Origin of the sequence: Psychrobacter sp. ASPA161_6, assembly GCF_051970285.1 — a bacterium.
GTDB lineage: Bacteria > Pseudomonadota > Gammaproteobacteria > Pseudomonadales > Moraxellaceae > Psychrobacter > Psychrobacter glaciei.
The window spans coordinates 75,449-94,530 of record NZ_JBEFNJ010000001.1 but is presented as its reverse complement, the minus strand read 5'-3'; the positions used below and the strand labels follow the sequence as shown (position 1 = coordinate 94,530).

The 19,082-nt window shown below is 43.4% G+C and carries 16 protein-coding genes and 1 tRNA gene; 2 read left to right on the top strand and 15 right to left on the bottom strand.

Features of this window, described 5'->3' with window-relative positions:
• Positions 1 to 2: 2 nt before the first annotated feature.
• From nusG to ACTQ9T_RS00380, 8 genes are all read right to left on the bottom strand, one after another.
• Complete coding sequence (nusG, locus tag ACTQ9T_RS00415) at positions 3 to 533, bottom strand: transcription termination/antitermination protein NusG (protein ID WP_010201718.1); 531 nt, start codon at positions 531 to 533, stop codon at positions 3 to 5.
• Positions 534 to 590: 57 nt separating this feature from the next.
• Positions 591 to 1,079, bottom strand: coding sequence for a preprotein translocase subunit SecE (gene secE, locus ACTQ9T_RS00410; RefSeq protein ID WP_194619557.1), 489 nt, complete (start codon positions 1,077 to 1,079; stop codon positions 591 to 593).
• A gap of 51 nt (positions 1,080 to 1,130) precedes the next feature.
• Positions 1,131 to 1,206: transfer RNA gene (locus tag ACTQ9T_RS00405), tRNA-Trp, on the bottom strand.
• Positions 1,207 to 1,513: 307 nt separating this feature from the next.
• A complete protein-coding gene (gene tuf, locus ACTQ9T_RS00400) occupies positions 1,514 to 2,704 on the bottom strand; it encodes an elongation factor Tu (RefSeq protein ID WP_010201720.1) in 1,191 nt (396 codons plus the stop codon).
• 223 nt (positions 2,705 to 2,927) lie between these two features.
• Complete coding sequence (gene fusA / locus ACTQ9T_RS00395; protein WP_189586785.1) at positions 2,928 to 5,054, bottom strand: elongation factor G; 2,127 nt, start codon at positions 5,052 to 5,054, stop codon at positions 2,928 to 2,930.
• 363 nt (positions 5,055 to 5,417) lie between these two features.
• On the bottom strand, positions 5,418 to 5,891 hold the full coding sequence (rpsG, locus tag ACTQ9T_RS00390) for a 30S ribosomal protein S7 (protein ID WP_010200608.1): 474 nt from the start codon (positions 5,889 to 5,891) through the stop codon (positions 5,418 to 5,420).
• 210 nt (positions 5,892 to 6,101) lie between these two features.
• Complete coding sequence (rpsL, locus tag ACTQ9T_RS00385) at positions 6,102 to 6,476, bottom strand: 30S ribosomal protein S12 (RefSeq protein WP_010200611.1); 375 nt, start codon at positions 6,474 to 6,476, stop codon at positions 6,102 to 6,104.
• 410 nt (positions 6,477 to 6,886) lie between these two features.
• Positions 6,887 to 8,038 (bottom strand): EcsC family protein, encoded by a 1,152-nt coding sequence (locus ACTQ9T_RS00380; protein WP_240216893.1) that lies wholly within the window; start codon positions 8,036 to 8,038, stop codon positions 6,887 to 6,889.
• Between the two features lie 593 nt (positions 8,039 to 8,631).
• Here ACTQ9T_RS00380 and ACTQ9T_RS00375 point away from each other — a divergent pair.
• Complete coding sequence (locus ACTQ9T_RS00375; protein WP_440463742.1) at positions 8,632 to 9,867, top strand: beta-ketoacyl-ACP synthase II; 1,236 nt, start codon at positions 8,632 to 8,634, stop codon at positions 9,865 to 9,867.
• A 3-nt stretch (positions 9,868 to 9,870) separates the two neighbouring features.
• On the top strand, positions 9,871 to 11,544 hold the full coding sequence (locus ACTQ9T_RS00370; protein WP_440463741.1) for an anthranilate synthase component I family protein: 1,674 nt from the start codon (positions 9,871 to 9,873) through the stop codon (positions 11,542 to 11,544).
• Between the two features lie 99 nt (positions 11,545 to 11,643).
• Here ACTQ9T_RS00370 and hisC read toward each other — a convergent pair whose 3' ends face one another.
• From hisC to ACTQ9T_RS00335, 7 genes are all read right to left on the bottom strand, one after another.
• Entirely contained in the window at positions 11,644 to 12,777 is a 1,134-nt protein-coding gene (gene hisC, locus ACTQ9T_RS00365) for a histidinol-phosphate transaminase (protein WP_189586773.1), read from the bottom strand.
• 87 nt (positions 12,778 to 12,864) lie between these two features.
• Positions 12,865 to 14,160 carry a histidinol dehydrogenase gene (gene hisD, locus ACTQ9T_RS00360; protein WP_189586770.1) on the bottom strand — a complete coding sequence of 432 codons (1,296 nt, stop codon included), beginning with the start codon at positions 14,158 to 14,160 and terminating at the stop codon, positions 12,865 to 12,867.
• Between the two features lie 285 nt (positions 14,161 to 14,445).
• Positions 14,446 to 15,141 (bottom strand): ATP phosphoribosyltransferase, encoded by a 696-nt coding sequence (gene hisG / locus ACTQ9T_RS00355; RefSeq protein ID WP_189586767.1) that lies wholly within the window; start codon positions 15,139 to 15,141, stop codon positions 14,446 to 14,448.
• Between the two features lie 158 nt (positions 15,142 to 15,299).
• Complete coding sequence (gene murA, locus ACTQ9T_RS00350) at positions 15,300 to 16,568, bottom strand: UDP-N-acetylglucosamine 1-carboxyvinyltransferase (RefSeq protein ID WP_440463740.1); 1,269 nt, start codon at positions 16,566 to 16,568, stop codon at positions 15,300 to 15,302.
• A 117-nt stretch (positions 16,569 to 16,685) separates the two neighbouring features.
• Positions 16,686 to 16,931 (bottom strand): BolA/IbaG family iron-sulfur metabolism protein, encoded by a 246-nt coding sequence (locus ACTQ9T_RS00345; RefSeq protein ID WP_025652491.1) that lies wholly within the window; start codon positions 16,929 to 16,931, stop codon positions 16,686 to 16,688.
• 196 nt (positions 16,932 to 17,127) lie between these two features.
• Positions 17,128 to 17,610 (bottom strand): hypothetical protein, encoded by a 483-nt coding sequence (locus ACTQ9T_RS00340; protein ID WP_440463739.1) that lies wholly within the window; start codon positions 17,608 to 17,610, stop codon positions 17,128 to 17,130.
• Positions 17,611 to 17,958: 348 nt separating this feature from the next.
• The gene (locus ACTQ9T_RS00335) at positions 17,959 to 18,939 is read right to left on the bottom strand and encodes an alpha/beta hydrolase (RefSeq protein ID WP_440463738.1); all 981 of its coding nucleotides are present in this window, start codon (positions 18,937 to 18,939) and stop codon (positions 17,959 to 17,961) included.
• Positions 18,940 to 19,082: the final 143 nt, after the last annotated feature.

Here is a 19,082-nt window from a genome sequence, read left to right as displayed (position 1 = left end):
GTTTAGTCTAGCTTCTCAACTTTACTAAACTCAAGCTCGACCTGAGTCGGTCGATTAAATACGTTTACCGTTAAATGTAGTTTAGACTTTTCATAATCCACTTTTTCAACCAACCCTTTAAAGTCAGTAAATGGACCATCGATAACCAACAACTCTTCGCCCGGCTCAAACAGAGTCTTAGGACGTGGGTCAGTTTCAGTCTGATTCAAACGGTTTAGAATACGATCTGCTTCTACTTGGGTAATTGGCGCTGGTGTTTCAGGTGTACCACCGATGAAACCCATAATACGTGGACAGTCTTTGACGATGTGCCAAGTGTTGTCATTCATTTCCATCTGGATCAATACATAACCTGGAAAGAATTTACGCTCGCTTTTACGCTTTTTGCCGTCTTTCATTTCGACGACTTCTTCAGTAGGAACCAATACGTCACCGAATGATTCAGCGAAGTCACTACGATTAATACGATCAGTTAATGAACGCTGTACTTGCTTTTCATATCCTGAAAACGCTTGGACAATATACCAACGCATGTCGCGCTCCTGATCATTATAAGTAAATTTTGGGTTAATATGCACTAATACGTGCTATTAACCAATAAAGAGGCCAACGAACCAGTTGAAAAAGTTATCTAATAACCAAACTAGAAATCCAACAATGGCAATCATCACAAGAACTTGCCAAGTATACTGAAAAGTCTCGTCTTTGCCTGGCCATGTCACGCGGCGTAATTCAACGGCAGCATCTTTTAACAATATTTTAAAAGCGCGACCCTGATGCGTTAATGCTAAACAGACTAAAGCAAATACAATAAGGGCAACGATAATACCAATACGTACCCAGACATCATTGGCAGGCTGCCAATAGCCAGGTAAATATTGATTAACTAACGTCGCCCCAATTAAAACTGCTGCAGCAAGTAGCCACAGAATCACATCTTTCATTGAGCCAGTTTTAGCCACTTCAACAGCCGTCGTTTGATTGCCTGCTGAGATGTGCTGACCTTTAGACAGCATTCCACCAGCACCCGCCTTGGCATCAGATAACTTATTCTCGAGGTTATCTTGATTATTGCTCATAAAGAACTCGCTTCGGAGATGGTGAGGTATAACAAAGATGTGATAAGAAGATGGCAGGCGATGTAGGACTCGAACCTACAACCCTCGGTTTTGGAGACCGATGCTCTACCAATTGAGCCAATCGCCTATGGGTGTAAAGGACAGCATTATACAATATTGAGCATAGAATGCAAGCCTTTAGCGTTAAAATTGTATATTTTAACTAATTTTTCTAATCAACAAACGCTCTTTTCATAAAAAATGCTTCGTGAGAAGCAGCATTAATATAACAAGCCAAGCACTATATTACAATAGGAAACATAGCAGATATGGCATTCAATTTAAATTTCTCTAAGAATTATAAAACAACATTCTACCATCCAAAAAAAAGCCACCCTTTTTCAAGGATGGCTTTTTCATAACTAACTCATAAGCTCATTACTGAGACTGATAGATTAGTTCAATACGTTAGCAACAACACCAGCGCCTACAGTACGGCCGCCTTCACGAATAGCGAAGCGAAGACCTTTGTCCATAGCGATTGGGTGGATAAGCTCTACGCCCATCTCAACGTTATCACCAGGCATTACCATTTCAGTACCGTCTTGTAATTGGATTGCGCCAGTTACGTCAGTAGTACGGAAGTAGAACTGTGGACGATAGCCGTTTAGGAATGGTGTGTGACGACCACCCTCTTCTTTGCTAAGCACATATACTTCAGCGTCAAACTTGGTATGCGGGGTGATTGAACCTGGCTTAGCAAGTACTTGGCCACGTTGTACGTCTTCACGCTTAGTACCACGTAGTAGTACGCCACAGTTTTCGCCTGCACGACCTTCGTCAAGCAGTTTACGGAACATCTCTACACCAGTACAGGTGGTTTTTTGAGTGTCACGGATACCGACGATTTCGATTTCGTCACCAACTTTAACGATACCAGATTCAACACGGCCAGTTACAACAGTACCACGACCTGAGATTGAGAATACGTCTTCGATTGGCATTAGGAATGCTTTGTCGATGTCACGCTCTGGCTCTGGGATGTAGGTGTCAAGAACGTTTAGTAGTTCTACGACAGCTGGTTGACCATATTTTTCTTGTGAGCCTTTTAGGGCTTCAGTAGCTGAACCATGGATGATTGGGGTGTCATCACCTGGGAAGTCATAGTCGCTTAGTAATTCACGAACTTCCATTTCTACTAGTTCAAGCAATTCTTCGTCATCAACAACGTCGCACTTGTTCATGAATACGACGATGTACGGTACGCCAACCTGACGTGAAAGCAGGATGTGCTCACGAGTCTGTGGCATAGGGCCGTCAGTGGCTGATACGACTAGGATTGCGCCGTCCATCTGGGCTGCACCGGTGATCATGTTTTTAACATAATCGGCGTGACCTGGGCAATCAACGTGAGCGTAGTGACGTGCTGGGGTGTCATATTCTACGTGTGAGGTGTTGATGGTGATGCCACGTGCTTTTTCTTCTGGGGCTGAGTCAATAGACGCGTAGTCTTTGGCTTCGCCACCTGAGGTGATTGCTGCTACGGTTGCGATAGCGGCTGTTAGGGTTGTTTTACCATGGTCAACGTGTCCGATGGTACCGACGTTGACGTGTGGCTTGCTGCGTTCAAACTTGGCCTTTGCCATGGGTATTTCCTCTTTTTTTGGGGGCAGTGCTCAACTAGTATAAATACAATAATTGAGACAATCCTGACCACATTAAGATAATTGTTAAAAGGTCGCACATACTAATGTGCAGATATTATAAGAAAATCACGGCCAATAACAAGTCTTTTAACCAATTATTGACGTATTATTCAATGACAATATAGAGACCTGCCCTATATTGTCACCATTAAATAGACTTTACTTACTCGTCGCCATCTTTAGAGTTGAACTTAGAGATGATGTCAGCGGCTACTGATTTTGGAATCTCAGCGTACTTTTGGAATTCCATTGAGTACGTTGCACGGCCTTGAGACATTGAGCGCATTTGGGTAGCATAGCCAAACATTTCGGCTAATGGTACTTCTGCACGGATTTGCTTAGTGCCACCAGGCAGATCTTCCATACCTTGAACCATACCACGACGACGGTTTAAATCGCCCATGATGTCGCCCATGTAATCTTCAGGTGTCTCAACTTCAACTTTCATGACTGGCTCAAGTAGTGCAGGGTTTGCTGCCATGAAGCCTTTTTTGAAAGCGATAGAACCAGCCATTTTGAATGATAGCTCATCCGAGTCAACGTCATGGTAAGAACCGTCATACAATGTCGCTTTTACGCCAACGATTGGATAGCCAGCAAGTACGCCATTTTTCATGCGCTCTTGAATACCTTTATCAACCGCACCGTGGAACTCTTTTGGTACCGTACCACCAACAACTTCTTCAGAGAATTCATAAAGAACGTCACCAGCTGGATCCATAGGCTCAAGACGTAACCAAACGTGGCCAAACTTACCACGACCACCCGTTTGACGTACGAATTTGCCTTCTTGTTCAACCGTCTCACGAATCGTCTCACGATAAGCAACCTGCGGCGCACCGATGTTGGCTTCAACGTTAAACTCACGCTTCATACGATCCACAAGAATCTCTAGATGCAGCTCACCCATACCACTGATGATAGTCTGACCAGATTCTTCGTCAGTGTGTACACGGAACGATGGATCTTCTTTAGCCAAACGACCTAAAGCGATTGACATTCTTTCTTGGTCAGCTTTGGTCTTAGGTTCAACCGCTAGGCTGATAACTGGATCTGGGAATTCCATGCGCTCAAGCGTGATAACGTTGCTTTCGTCACATAAAGTATCACCAGTCGTTACATCTTTCATGCCAACCAATGCAGCGATATCACCAGTACGGATTTCTTCAAGCTCTTCTTGCGTGTTTGCCATCATCTGTACGATACGGCCAACGCGCTCACGCTTCATTTTAACTGGGTTATAAACGCTGCCGCCCTGCTTGATAACACCTGAATAAACACGAACGAAGGTTAAATTACCGACGAACTTATCATTCATGATTTTGAAAGCAAGTGCTGAGAATGGTGCGTCGTCTGATGCTTCACGAGTACCTTCGCTTTCTTCTTTGTCATCAAGAATACCGCGAATAGCTGGTACATCTATTGGAGCAGGCAGATACTGAATAACCGCATCCAACATCTTCTGTACACCTTTGTTTTTAAAGGCAGTACCACAAAGTAGTGGAATAATTTCGTTATCGATAGTCAATTGACGGATAGCAGTGTTGATTTGATCTACTGTCAATTCGCCATTCTCAAGATACTCATTCATGAGTTCTTCAGAAGCTTCAGCAGCGTTTTCTACCAAATACTCACGATACTCTTCTGCTTTTTCTTGAAGTTCTGTTGGGATTTCGCGCTCGTCATATTCCATACCTTGAGACGCTTCGTCCCAATAGATGGCTTTCATAGTCACAAGATCTACTACGCCTTCAAAAGCATCTTCTTTACCAATTGGAATAACCAATGGTACTGGCTTGCCGCCTAAACGAGTTTTGATTTGATCGATAACACGATAAAAATCAGCACCAACGCGATCCATTTTGTTTACGAATGCAAGACGTGGAACTTTATATTTGTTAGCCTGACGCCATACGGTCTCAGACTGTGGCTGAACGCCGCCTACTGCACAGTAAACCATGCAAGCGCCATCAAGTACACGCATAGAACGTTCAACTTCAATCGTGAAATCAACGTGACCTGGGGTGTCAATAATGTTGATACGATGTTCGTCAAACTGCTTAGCCATACCTGACCAGAAGCAAGTCGTCGCCGCTGAAGTAATAGTAATACCGCGCTCTTGTTCTTGCTCCATCCAATCCATGGTGGCTGCGCCATCATGAACTTCACCAATTTTATGACTAACACCGGTATAGAATAAGACACGCTCTGTCGTGGTCGTCTTACCAGCATCAATGTGCGCAGAAATGCCGATATTGCGATAGCGTTTTAGGGGAGTTTTACGAGCCATAGTGTTTTCCTAGGGAAATTCGTGTATATATTAATGTGTTGTATCTCTACCTCATACTCTATGACAAAGCAGTCAGCTTCATAATATTACTTACTGATTATTGGGCCTAATACGGACAAAAAAAGAGCAAATACTTAGAATATAGCGGCATCAAATTGGGGATGCTGTCTATAAAGAACAGTATCCTTTTCAGGACAGCATCTTGACAGATGTCCGCCATCCAGATTATGTGAGTATTTTATTATCTTACGATGAAAAAATATCAATAACCTGATGAGGATGGCGGCAATCAATAGAATAAATAATTAACTAGCATAAACTATTGCTTTAAAACCACTCTTAACAAGTAGCCTAAAAAATAGTCTAGAAACGGTAGTGAGAGAACGCTTTGTTAGCATCTGCCATACGGTGAACTTCGTCACGCTTCTTCATAGCGTTGCCTTTGCCGTCAGCGGCATCATTCAATTCGCCAGCCAAACGCAAAGCCATTGATTTTTCAGAACGCTTAGCAGCAGCTTCAGCTAACCAACGCATAGCCAAGGCAGTACGACGGGAGGGGCGTACTTCCATTGGTACTTGATAGGTAGCACCACCAACACGGCGAGCTTTTACTTCTACCATTGGGCGTACATTCTCTAAAACTTCTTCAAAGAAAGATACTGGATCTTCGATTTTACGTTTTTCACTGACTGTCTCAAGGGCACCGTAAACGATACGCTCAGCAGTAGATTTTTTACCATGACTCATTACATGGTTGATGAATTTTGCAACAGTTTGGCTACCAAACTTAGGATCCGGTAGGATCTCACGGGTAGCAACGACGCGACGTCTTGGCATAATAAATTTCCTTGTCTTCAGGAGTGTCCAACATTCACAACATCATACTCGTCATCATAGGACATAGTAATGAGTTGTCAGTTAGCCTTACTGCATGGTGGTATGTTTAGGTGTAGCTAGCCAATATAAAGTAATTTATATTAACCAATACTACTGTTGACACCAAACCCATGCACAGTTATTGGGTGATGCAAATAAGCTAAGCTAATATTAAGCTTTAGGCTTCTTGGCACCATATTTAGAGCGACCTTGTCTACGGTCTTTAACGCCTGCGCAATCTAGTGCACCGCGAACAGTGTGATAACGTACACCTGGTAGATCTTTTACACGACCACCGCGGATAAGAACAACACTGTGCTCTTGTAGGTTATGACCTTCGCCGCCGATGTAGCTTGATACTTCATAGCCTGAAGTCAAACGTACACGACATACTTTACGCATGGCTGAGTTAGGTTTTTTAGGCGTGGTAGTATATACACGAGTACATACACCGCGACGTTGTGGGCACGCTTGCAACGCAGGAACTTTTGACTTTTCCTTGATGGTTTTGCGACCCTTGCGAATCAATTGGTTAGTTGTTGCCATAAGGCATCCTTCTCCCGTTTGGTATAAAACAAAAAAATGGGGAAATGCACCATCGATCTGACGCAATTCGCAGATTTCGGCACACCCATTTTTAGGACAGTATATTATAAAGAGTTGTTGCTGCTAATTCAACCACTTATGAGTTGTTTTACTTTACAACATTCGATATATATGCATTAAGCCTACCACTATAACACTTTATCTGTTCTGCACTGAAAAATAGCTGAAAAACAAGACGTTAAATATGGTGGTGTTGGCAGACTTACATACTATGAACACAAGCATTATCAATAAAAGGTGTTTAGAGATAGATACCTGGCAGTTCGTGACGATTAAATGGCGATATTATCTTACTTTTCAAGACAGCTAAGACAATATCGCTACATTTAAATATGGACGGTTGTTTCAATTTACTTATTTTGTTTATCTACTGCTTTGTCTGTGCTTTTTGATTTACTGTCTGACGATTTATTTGAGTTGTCTTTTTTGCTCTCTTTGTCTTTTGGGTCTTTGCGCTCATCGTTGCTTTTATCATCAGTATTTTTACTATCAGTACTTTTATCAGCACCTTTATCATCATTGCTGGCGGTTTTGCTCACCTCTTCCTCGCTACCGCTATCATCGGTAATCGCACGATTGGCAAGTTTGGCTTCTGGGGCAAAAGTCGCTTGCGCCACACCGATCACTTCGTCAATGAGTTGGCTGTTATAACGCATGCCTACCACTACCGCAGTGCCTGGCAAAAAACGACGTATCCATGATAAATTAATCTGATCAAGATCGATACCTACCTGACTGGCAATATTGTCTACTTGTTCAGCATAGAAATTCACATTTTTGTTTTTAAGGCCTAGGTTTTTAAGCTCACTATGCAGACCATTGCTTTGCGCGTTGTCCAGCAAGCCTTTACCGATACCAATACCAGCAAGCAGCGCTTGCTTTTCTTGCATCTTACTTAGGTCAGCATTGGCAAGCAGCTCATACGCCATTTTGACCCCTTGCTTACCTGTCAACGGCTTATTATAAACCGCAGCCAATTGATAAACAGTACGCAAAGACACTAGCAATAACCATAAAGTATCAGCCAGCAAACCTGGTAATCCAGCCAAGCCCGTTAAGCCACCAATCGTAGCAAGCGCACGGTTTTGATTGGCAATATCGGTCGCCAGTGCATAACGCTCTTCATCGTCTAAACTTGCAACGCTAGCAAAACGATGCTCATTGGGCAGGTCAATTTGACTCCAAGTAGCGGCGAGCTTAGCAATTTGCGCAAAAGCGCCATCAACTGTCGATTGAAATAGGCTATTCGGCACTACTTTTTTGGCATACTTACCATAGGTGGCAAAACGAGTGCCTAATAATTGCTGAGTCGCCTTTAGGGTTTGTTCACGAAATAAATCTTGCTGATAGTCTTCATCACCTAGATCTACCGCTTTATAGTGACTCGGTTTACCCGTCTTTGCATTCATGCTATCAATCGCTGCACCCATACGTTCTAGGTTGTTGCGAGCAAAATAGCCAATAGTATTGATACCCTTAGAGAGAGTGCTACGCTTTGCCATCGTTATGTCCTTAATATGATGATTGGTCATTTTTTATAGTAGTAATGAATGGGTCATTTTAGCCAATGAGGCAAACAGCTGTCAGTGCGAACAATGTTATCGCGCTCACAAATTTTGTATCTAAAAGTACAGCTTATTCGTAGTTATCGATCTTTTTCTGCGTCTCTGCCCTACTTTTATCTGTATAAAAATAGCGGTATCTTGGCGGCTAAAACCACGATTATCATATCGCAAAAAAGTCTGTCATGGCTACTTTTAACCGCAATCAATGTTTTGTGGTTATTTTGCACTTATCCAAAGATTTTGAACCCTTGATACGTTATCATATGACATAGGCTAAGGCATTAGCTGGCAATGATGTATTTAGTTCTATGATGATAAAAACAATCATTTTAAAGAAACCTTTAGAAGTTAAGTAGCCTTTAAAAGTTAAAAAACTTCTTAGAGATGCCATTATTTAATTGTCTAGACTACCTTTAACCAGCTACTGCTATCACAAGACAGCCATACCAACCGCTACATAATAGAATGATGGACTCAAAAGCGATTATTAAAGGTAATTATCAAAAATCGTTATTAATAAGGAATAGAATATGCGCCGCGTTGTTATCACTGGAGCAGGGATTGTCTCTTGTATCGGACATGACTTAGCCACGGTTACTGCCGCTCTTAAGCAAGGGCAGTCTGGCATTACATTTAATGACTCTTATGCTGAACATGAATTTAAATCACACATTAGTGGCAGTATCGATAAAGCAGAACTCGACACCTCCGCTATAGATCGTAAGTTAAAGCGCTTCTTTAGTGATGCCAGCCTCTATGCGTATGTCAGCGCCCTAAATGCGATTGAGCACGCTGGCTTATCGCTTGAGACTATCAATAGCAATCCACGTGTGGGCGTCGTAGCCAGCTCGGGCGGTGCATCGACAGAAAATATCGTCAATGCGATAGATGCGATGCGTGAAAAAGGTCTGCGCGGTGTCGGTGCGATGGCAGTACCAAAAACTATGGGCAGCTCGGTATCCGCCGCATTAGCCACTGGTCTAAAAATTCAAGGAGTGTCCTACTCTCTTGCCTCTGCTTGCGCAACCTCAACGCATTGTATCGGTCATGCCGCTGAGCTTATTCAATTAGGCAAAGCCGATATCGTCCTCGCTGGTGGTAGTGAAGCTGAACACTGGACGCAGTCTTGTATGTTTGATGCGATGGGCGCAGTGAGTACTCAGTATAATGATACGCCAAAACTTGCCTCAAGAGCTTATGACAAAGACCGTGATGGTTTTGTGATTGCTGCTGGTGGCGCGATGGTTGTTGTAGAAAGCCTAGAACATGCTCAAGCACGCGGTGCCAATATATTGGCTGAAATCGTCGGCTACGGTGCCAGCTCTGATGGTGCAGAAATGGTCGCACCAAGCGGTGAAGGCGCTGTACGCTGTATGCAGCAAGCACTAGCCGAAGCTGGTCTAGAAAGCGTCGATTATATCAACAGCCATGGTACGAGTACGCCACTAGGTGATATCACTGAGCTTAAAGCGATTGCTAAAGTATTCGGTAATGATGTCAGCAAAGTACCACCTATCAGCTCGACCAAGTCAATGACTGGTCATAGCTTGGGTGCCGTCGGTGCTCAAGAATTAATTTATTGCCTATTGATGCTACAAGAAGGCTTTATCGCGCCAAGTATTAATGTTGAAAATTTAGACCCTGCGGCTGAAGGCTTTGATATCGTCACCGAAAAACGTGATGCCAATCTCAAAACCTTGATGAGTAATAGCTTTGGCTTTGGTGGTACGAATGCTACCTTAATTATCAAAAAGTTTGACGCGTAAATTATGCCCGCAGAAAATCATAAGAATACTGAGCAGACAGTTTCTGCCCTATCGCCAGCTACTCAACCTAGCTGGCGTTTTGGTGAGCTAACGGATGCCGAATTAATACCACAACTGCAAAGTCATCTAATAGCAAAAGATACTGAAGCCAACTGGCAATTGGTTTGGTTAAGTAATGATGACCGACCAGTGATTGGTTTGCTCCCTAAAGTAAGCTGGTCCGTCCACTATGATGCTGCCAATAATAAGCCAACTGACGATCCGTCAGGCGCTTATAAAGTTAGTAAAAATTGCCGTGGTTCTTGTCTTGATGATAGCCCTACGTCAACAACGACATATATGAGCTATGCTAAATGGCAGGATGAATTAATTGCTTATAGCCAAGCTTGTGAGGATGCTAATAAAGACTCAAAGCCAGCAAGCGATGTAAATGAGAAGCCAAGTTATCATCATGGTCTGATAGGCTTTATCGGTTATGATATTGCTGCTCATGAGCTCAGCCCAGCTGCAAATATCGAGCTGGCAGCGCAGCCTTGTGCGGTACTAGGTCATTATGATATCTACCTAACTCCGTCTGATAAAGAAAATGGCTGGAGACTAAATACACTAGGTTTAAATACTGATAGCGAGGCAACAGACGCAACACTATCAGCGCTTATATCGTATTTAGACATGCTAGACCATGAATTATTCAATAGAAAAAAACCCTCTAATGACAGTGCATCATCGTTAGCGCCCTTAATATTGAACGAGCGCTGGCATAAAAATGATTATCAAAAGGCTTTTGCAAAAACCCAAGATTATCTACAGCAGGGCGACTGCTATCAAATCAATCTGACCCAAGAGTGGAAAGGTTGTCTTGCCTATAACGATAAGTTATCGAAACTCGTTGATTATTTACCTGCCCTATATCGGAATACAAAAGCTCCCTTTGCAGGGTACTTAGCCGCTAATCATTTTAACCATAAAGTCAAAGACCTTACGTCACTGCATCCATTCGAATTATTAAGCTGCTCCCCTGAGTTATTTTTTACTTTTACAAAAGACACTAATACCGGCAAACATCACATTCGCACCAAACCGATCAAAGGAACGATGCCTCGCGGATTGAATACTGCACAAGATAATGCTTATAAACAGCAACTGATCGATAGTGAAAAAGATCGTGCCGAAAACGTCATGATCGTTGATTTACTGCGCAATGATTTGGGCAAATACGCCAAAACTGGTAGCGTCAAAGTGCCACAGTTATTTGCGATTGAGACCTTTAGCAATGTGCATCATATGGTTAGTACCATCACGGCTGAGTTAAAGCCAGATACTCATCCATTAGCCGTATTATTTGGCAGTTTGCCCGCTGGCTCTATTACCGGCACACCAAAAAAGCGGGCGGTTGAGATTATATCTGAACTGGAAACTGCACCGCGTGGTGCTTATTGCGGCACCATGGGTTATATGAACTTTGATGGTAGTGGTCAATGGAATGTACTCATTCGCACGTTGCAAGCCAACGCTTCATCGAATGGTGATTTAAATAGAGAAAAACACGTCAGTTTATGGGCAGGTGGTGGTATCACTGTCGCTTCTGATTGTGATGCTGAATATCAAGAATGTCTCGATAAGGTAGGTAATCTGTTAAGTGTCTTAAGTCAAGAACATCTCTATAAATACACTTAAGCGTCACTCAAAAAGACGACTAAAAAATCCTGCTAACGTTATGTTGAGCAGGATTTTTTATTACTACAATTTCAAACCATCAAAACCGCGAACGAGATATTAATCAGCAACGATTTCAGCCTTTTTCTGCAATGCTTGCAAAGCATCGATTAAACGGTTGTTTTGCTCAGCCGTACCGGTCGTAATACGTAGGTACTCACTGATGCGGGGTTTGTCAAAATGACGGACGATGATGCCTTGCTCTCGTAACGCATTCGCTACCGCACTCGCATTACCCTCTTTTGGACGCACAAATACAAAGTTGGCATGTGACGGCAGCACTTGATAATCCAATGCCACTAAGTCTGCTGTTAGTGACTCACGCAGGTCAATAACCTGCTGACGCGTCTGCTCAAAATATTCAGTATCTAAGACACTGGCCGTCGCCCCAGCTTGCGCCAGTTTATCGAGTGGATAGCTATTAAAGCTATTCTTCATGCGTGTCAGTGCTTCGATTAATGAGATATTTCCAAAGGCCATACCGACGCGTAAACCCGCGAGTGAGCGTGATTTCGAAAAGGTTTGCGTCACAAGAATGTTGTCAAACTCATTGATTAAGCTCACTGCTGAAACTTCTGAATCTGAGCTGCCATCAGCTGCCCCAGCAAAATCAATATACGCCTCATCAATCACAATCACTGCATTAGTGTGCTCGCCCGCCAGCTTACGAATGTCATCAAGCGATAATAATAAACCGGTTGGCGCATTAGGATTGGCAATGATGATACCACTGCAAGGCTGACGATATGCATCAGGGTCGATACTAAAATCCTCTTCTAGCGCAATTTGTATCAAATCGATACCAAAAGTCTGCGCATATACAGGGTAAAAACTATAGCTGATATCAGGGGCTAACACAGGACGCTCTTTTAGGAAAAAACTGGCAAAAACGAGCGCCAACACCTCGTCTGAACCGTTACCGACAAAGACTTGGTTTGCTTCAATACTATAAAGCTGTGCCAATGCGGCACGCAAATCATCAGATTCGGGCGCAGGATACAAGCGTAAATCATCCGCTTGCTGCTCTAAAACCTTTGCGATTGCCTCCCCTACTTTCGGTGAGGGTGGGAATGGGTTTTCATTGGTATTTAATTTACATAAATTGTCGTGTTGCGGCTGCTCACCAGGGACATAAGGTGACAAGTTACGTGCTTTAGATGACCAAAGTCTGGTATCTATCTTTGACTCACTCATAAATTATCCTAAAATTAGCCACGAAGACTATTAAAAGTAAATGTCTAAAAAAATGTCAAAAACAACTCTTAAACCATCCAAGCTATCTTACTGATAACGATAGCGAGCTGAACGTGCATGGGCTTCTAAGTCCTCACGCTGCGCTAAAATATCTGCCGTTTCAGCCAATGGCTTGCTGCCTGCTTCACTACAATAAATAATTGAAGACTTCTTTTGGAAATCATAAACGCCGAGTGGCGAAGAAAAACGTGCGGTGCCAGATGTTGGCAATACATGATTGGGCCCTGCGCAATAGTCACCAATCGCTTCAGGCGTGTGACGTCCCATGAAAATAGCACCAGCATGACGAATGTCACTTAATAGTGCATCAGGATTATCAACAGACAACTCTAAATGCTCAGGGGCAATACGATTAATGAGCGCCAACCCTTCAGCTCTATCTTTTACTAGTATTAACGCACCACGGTTTTTTAGCGAATCACGAGCGATATCAGCCTTTGGTAATTCTGCCAGTGCTTTTTCAATTTCAGCAGCCACTTCTGCGAGCTGCTGTTCACTGGTCGTGACAAAAATGGCTTGAGCGATACGGTCATGCTCAGCTTGTGACAATAAATCCATCGCTAGCCAATCAGCGCGATCTTGCGCCTCGCCCTCTGCGTACACCAATACTTCAGAAGGACCAGCAATCATATCGATACCAACTTGCCCAAATACCGCACGCTTCGCCGCTGCCACGTACTTGTTACCAGGTCCGGTGATTTTATCTACCGCTGGAATCGTTTCAGTACCGTACGCCAATGCCGCCACTGCTTGCGCACCGCCGATGGTAAAGACACGGTCAACTTGTGCCAAATGTGCTGCTGCCAATACCAATGGATTGAGTATACCTTTAGGCGCAGGTACCACCATGATCACTTCATTAACACCAGCTACTTTGGCAGGAATAGCATTCATCAATACAGAGGATGGGTAAGACGCCAGACCACCGGGTACATAGATACCGACGCGATCAAGTGGCGTGACTTTTTGACCTAAACGATTGCCCAGCTCATCTTCGTATTGCCAAGTTTCTTGTACTTGGCGCTCATGGAAGGTCTGTACCCGTGTCGCTGCCGTCGTCAATGCTGTTTTTACTTTTTCGTCAAGGTTAGCAAACGCCTCAGCAAGTGATTCTTTAGAGAGCTCCAGCTCTTGCATTGTCGTCGCTGGATGCTGGTCAAACTGCTGGGTTAACGCCAATACGACGCTATCGCCATCGTGGCGCACTCGGGCGATGATATCATCAACGGTTTTTAGTAAATCGGCATCATTGACCGTTTCAAAAGCAAGCAACTGTGTCAATTCACTATCAAAACTGGCATCTTGGGTACTTAACTGGCGCATGACCTCATCCTATGTCTGGGCATAAAATACTGCTAAAAAATAAACGATGGAAAAATAAAGCCAATGGTATAAATGTGGCAAAAGCTTTCGTCAGCTTATCTATAATTATTTTATTCAGATTATACTGAACACTTACTATTTGACAAGCCAACACAATAAAACCAGTTTAGCATGCTATGTCTATCATAGAGCGCTAAACTGGTTTAAAAATCTGCATGACCATGCTTTATATTATCAATACATACTTCATATTATCGATGATAGGCATCTTTATGCATTTCTGTTTTATGAGTTGCTAGCAACGCTGTCTTTAAAGCTATCCAAGATCGGCTCAAGTAGCGCAAATTTGCGCTTGTAGCTGACCTGATTGACAATCAAACGTGATGACACATCACAAATATGATCGAGAGCTTCCAGACCATTGGCGCGCAAGGTATTACCTGTATCGACCACATCGACGATTAAATCACCCAAACCGACTAATGGGGCAAGCTCCATCGAACCGTATAGCTTAATGACATCGACTTGCTGACCTTGACTGGCAAAGTAAGCACGGGCAACATTGACATACTTGGTGGCAATACGTAGGCGACGATTGGGCAGTGGCGCATCTTTTACACCAGCGGTCATCAGCTTACATTGAGCAATTTTCAAATCAAGCAACTCATAGACATGATTGGCACCATGCTCTAACAACACATCCTTGCCCGCTACCCCAAAGTCAGCAGCACCGTGTTCAACGTAGGTTGGTACATCGCTGGCACGCAGAATCAAAACACGCACATTAGGATTTGAGGTCGGGAAAATAAGTTTGCGTGAGGCTTCAGGATCTTCTAAAAGCTCAACACCAGCTGCGCGTAGCAATGGCATGGTTTCTTCTAGAATACGGCCTTTTGACAAGGCCAGTGTTAAGCCTGAAAACTCATCATTTACTTCGTTTAATAAACCATTACTCGGTAGATTGTTACTTGCTTCAGTCATAATGACATCATGTCCATGTACAGTGAGTATCCCCACTAAAGAGGATTTTTTAAATTTATAACGCCAAACGTTCAATTTTATAACGCCAATCCTAACAATAGTTGGCTCTACAAAATCTCATCAGCCAATCAAGCTTAATCGCTGGTTTAATCGCTGGTTTAATCGTTGGTATTGATACGTTCGATATTAACCCCAAGCGCACGCAGTTTTTCTTCAACATGCTCATAGCCACGATCGATATGATAAATACGGTCGATTAAGCTTTCACCTTCCGCAGTCGCCGCCGCCATCACCAATGACATAGACGCACGCAGATCAGTCGCCATGACAGGGGCGGCCGTGAAGTTTTCGACGCCTTTAACCACAGCAGTATGACCATCTACTTGAATAGATGCGCCTAAACGATTGAGCTCAGGCACATGCATATAGCGGTTTTCAAAGATATTTTCGATGAAAGTACTCGTACCATTCGCCAAGCAAGCAATCGCCATGACTTGCGCTTGCATATCAGTGGGAAAGCCAGGGTGTGGCTGGGTACGGATATCGACAGGCAGTGGACGACCTTTCATTTGGGCGCGAATCCAATCATCGCCACTGGTAATCACGGCACCCATGTCTTCGAATTTTTCTAACACAGGCGTTAATAATAGTGCAGAAGTGTTTTTGGTCAACACATCACCGCGAGTCATCAACGCGCCAGCAAGGTAAGAGCCAGTTTCGATACGATCTGGCACCACTGAATACTCACAACCGTGCAAGCGTTCAACGCCTTCGATGGTCATGATAGAAGTACCAATACCGCTTATTTTGGCACCCATCGCGACCAACATATTGGCCAAATCAACCACTTCTGGCTCAAGCGCACAGTTGCCAAGAACAGTCGTTCCCTTGGCTAAAGCCGCTGCCATGATGACGTTTTCAGTACCGCCAACGGTCACCATGTCAAAAAAGTAGTTACAGCCAATCAGCTTGCCACCTTTTGGCGCTTGTGCTTTTACATAGCCATTCTCGACACTAATCTCAGCACCCATCGCCTCAAAGGCTTTTAGATGTTGGTCGACAGGACGTGACCCAATCGCACAGCCGCCTGGCAATGAGACTTCTGCCTCGCCAAAACGTGCTAGCAAAGGCCCAAGGACTAAAATCGAGGCACGCATGGTCTTTACCAAATCATAAGGTGCATAAAAATTGTCAATAGTCTTGGTATCACAGGTAACGGTATCGTCCTGCTTTTGGATTTTGATACCCATGCCACCGATCAATTCAATCAACGTCCGCACATCTTGTAATGAGGGCACATTGTGCAATGTCGTTGGGGTCTCGGCCAATATCATAGCTGCCAGTAATGGCAAAGCAGCATTTTTGGCGCCTGAGATAGTAACTTCCCCTGCGATACGACTACTACCAGTGATTAAAAATTGATCCATAGAAGTGACAACCTAGCGATGAGTATTAAAAATAGTGAAAATCAGACTTATCGAACCAATCATTGTAATAATTGTTAAAACAATCCGTTCTTTAAAAGCCAATCGTATATAAAAAATTTAACCTTTTGACTGAACATCCCATTCAGCAGGTGTCAGCGCTTGAATATTGAGCGCGTGAATATCACCACTGGCAATCTTGTCATTGACTAAAGCATAGATCGCTTGCTGACGTTGCACGGCGCGTTTGCCCTCAAAACTGGCATCAACCACGCGTACATCAAACTTATTACCTTGATTGGCAGCTTGAATAAAAGCGTCTGGGAAGTGAGTCTGTAAAAATGCAATCAAATCGTCAGCGTTCATGCTCATAGAATATCCTGTTAATAGCGGTAAAAAAGGGTTTTATTTTTGAATGTAGATATTATAACAAGAGTTTGACTATCTTACAGCACTGTCTGTGTATAAGCGCACATGACATATACACAGACGATATTCACATTACTATAGTGATAATAACGGCTTTAATTATTATTTAACAGCTAAGTGCTTTATCTTAGCCTTAACGCATTCTCATCTGAGCAGCACGCTTTATAGTTCGTCTTTCAATCACGGCGTCTGGCTTACTGGCCAAAGTAAACTTAACATCAGACTGACGCATACTCTCAGGAATGGTGAGCTGAATGATCATGTTGCTCTTGGCCTCACAAGGCACAGTGATACACCATTGCTGCTCGATGCCTTTTTCGATGATTGGATTCCATTTAATATCATAATTGTACTTTTTATTGACGCGCTCAAGCTTCGGGACGATGACTTTACTCAAATAGGCAGGGCGATCATTCTCTCTTAGCTCATTATATTGGCTCATCTCTGAATCAGTGAAGGGTATATTGGCGATAGGCTGAGAGCTAGGATCCTTCTTGATAATAATATCAATCCCTATAATAGGATCACTGCCGCCTGCTGCCAGTGCCAGTGATGAGAGGGCTAATGACGGCAGTGCTATCGTTAGGCTCAGTAGTGAGAGTTTGAGTAGTTTCATGAGAATCATCCCTTAGGTTAAGTTGGCTTTCCATATTTTAATGCTTGGCCATAGAGCTTAATACTTAGAGCTTGGTTTTAGAGCCGTTATTTTTTTATTGCTTTCATGTGGCTATCAGCTAAAGCGATGAGGACTCATTCTTTTAACAGAGCTACTCTATAATAGAGCGATATAATATCAAATTGACAGGTTTTTATAAAAAATATTCTGCTATCTAAGTACAACTCTTAAGTTCTTAAATTTTTTATCATCTACATTAAAGTACACAAAAAATCCCCAGCTGGCGGTATGCCAAACTGGGGATTATTTATATTAAATAATTAATTGAGTAAATTTACTCTTATCAAACTATTTCAGCTCTTTATCTAGATAAGTCAGTACTTGCGCACGCACATCATTGACCCATCGTAGCGGCGGTGCCATCGCACCGATACTGGTGGCATGGCTAGCCCCTTTGATTTCACCGTTTTGCACAGTAACACCCGCCTCTTGCAGCGCTTTGGTCATTTTAATCGTATTGGTTGCATACACCACTTTGTCTTTTTCGGCAGTCAGCAATAGATAAGGGGGCTGCTCACCTTTGATTTGACGATCTGGCATTACCTCGTCTGGCGTGGCATCAGCAGCAAAGGCTGTTGCGCTGTCAAATTTACGAAAGTCATAACTATAAGGACCAGCAATACCAACAACCGCTTTAATGTCTTTTGGCTTAACACCATAAGGCGCTAAAAAATCCTCATTGGCAACAGCAGCAACCGCATTGAATGCACCAGCAGAATGTCCGACCACCGCCAAGCGTTTTGGATCGGCATGCAGGCTGGTCGCATTGTCGATGCTCCAAGCAATCGCTTGTGCCGCATCTTCGACATAATCAGGATACACATGTTCAGGTGCTTTGCGATAATTAATCACGGCGGTGACATAGCCTGCCTGCGCCAAGCTTTGACCGACAAAGGCGTACTGTTCTTTATTACCACTCTCCCACGAACCACCATGGACAAAAACCACCATTGGATAACTGTCGTTGATAGCGCTTTGGGCTTTCATCGCTTGTGCCAATGGCTTGGGATAATAAATATCTAAGTCTTGCGATGGCTCATCACCATATAGAATGTTTTTACTGACGCCAACGCCGCCACTTGACGTAATACCATTGACCACAGCAAGTGGTGACAAAGCTTGCGCATTTTGCGCAGCGAGTGCAATGCCGCCTATCGCCAATGCAGCAGTAACGCCTGCCCCTGTAAGTTTGAGCGTGCGGGCTTTAATATTTGGTTGTTCGGTATTGCATGAATCAATAGCTGGAGCGCGCGTGCTTGAATCCTTCATAGCCAGTATTCCTATTATATTTATTTTCAATCAACAGTGGATTGCCTTATAACAGCCGTATGGGTTCTGTACCTCATTCATCATAAAACATAATGACGTTTTATGATGAATGAGCCTCACGCTGTCACAGTTGTTTTTTACTT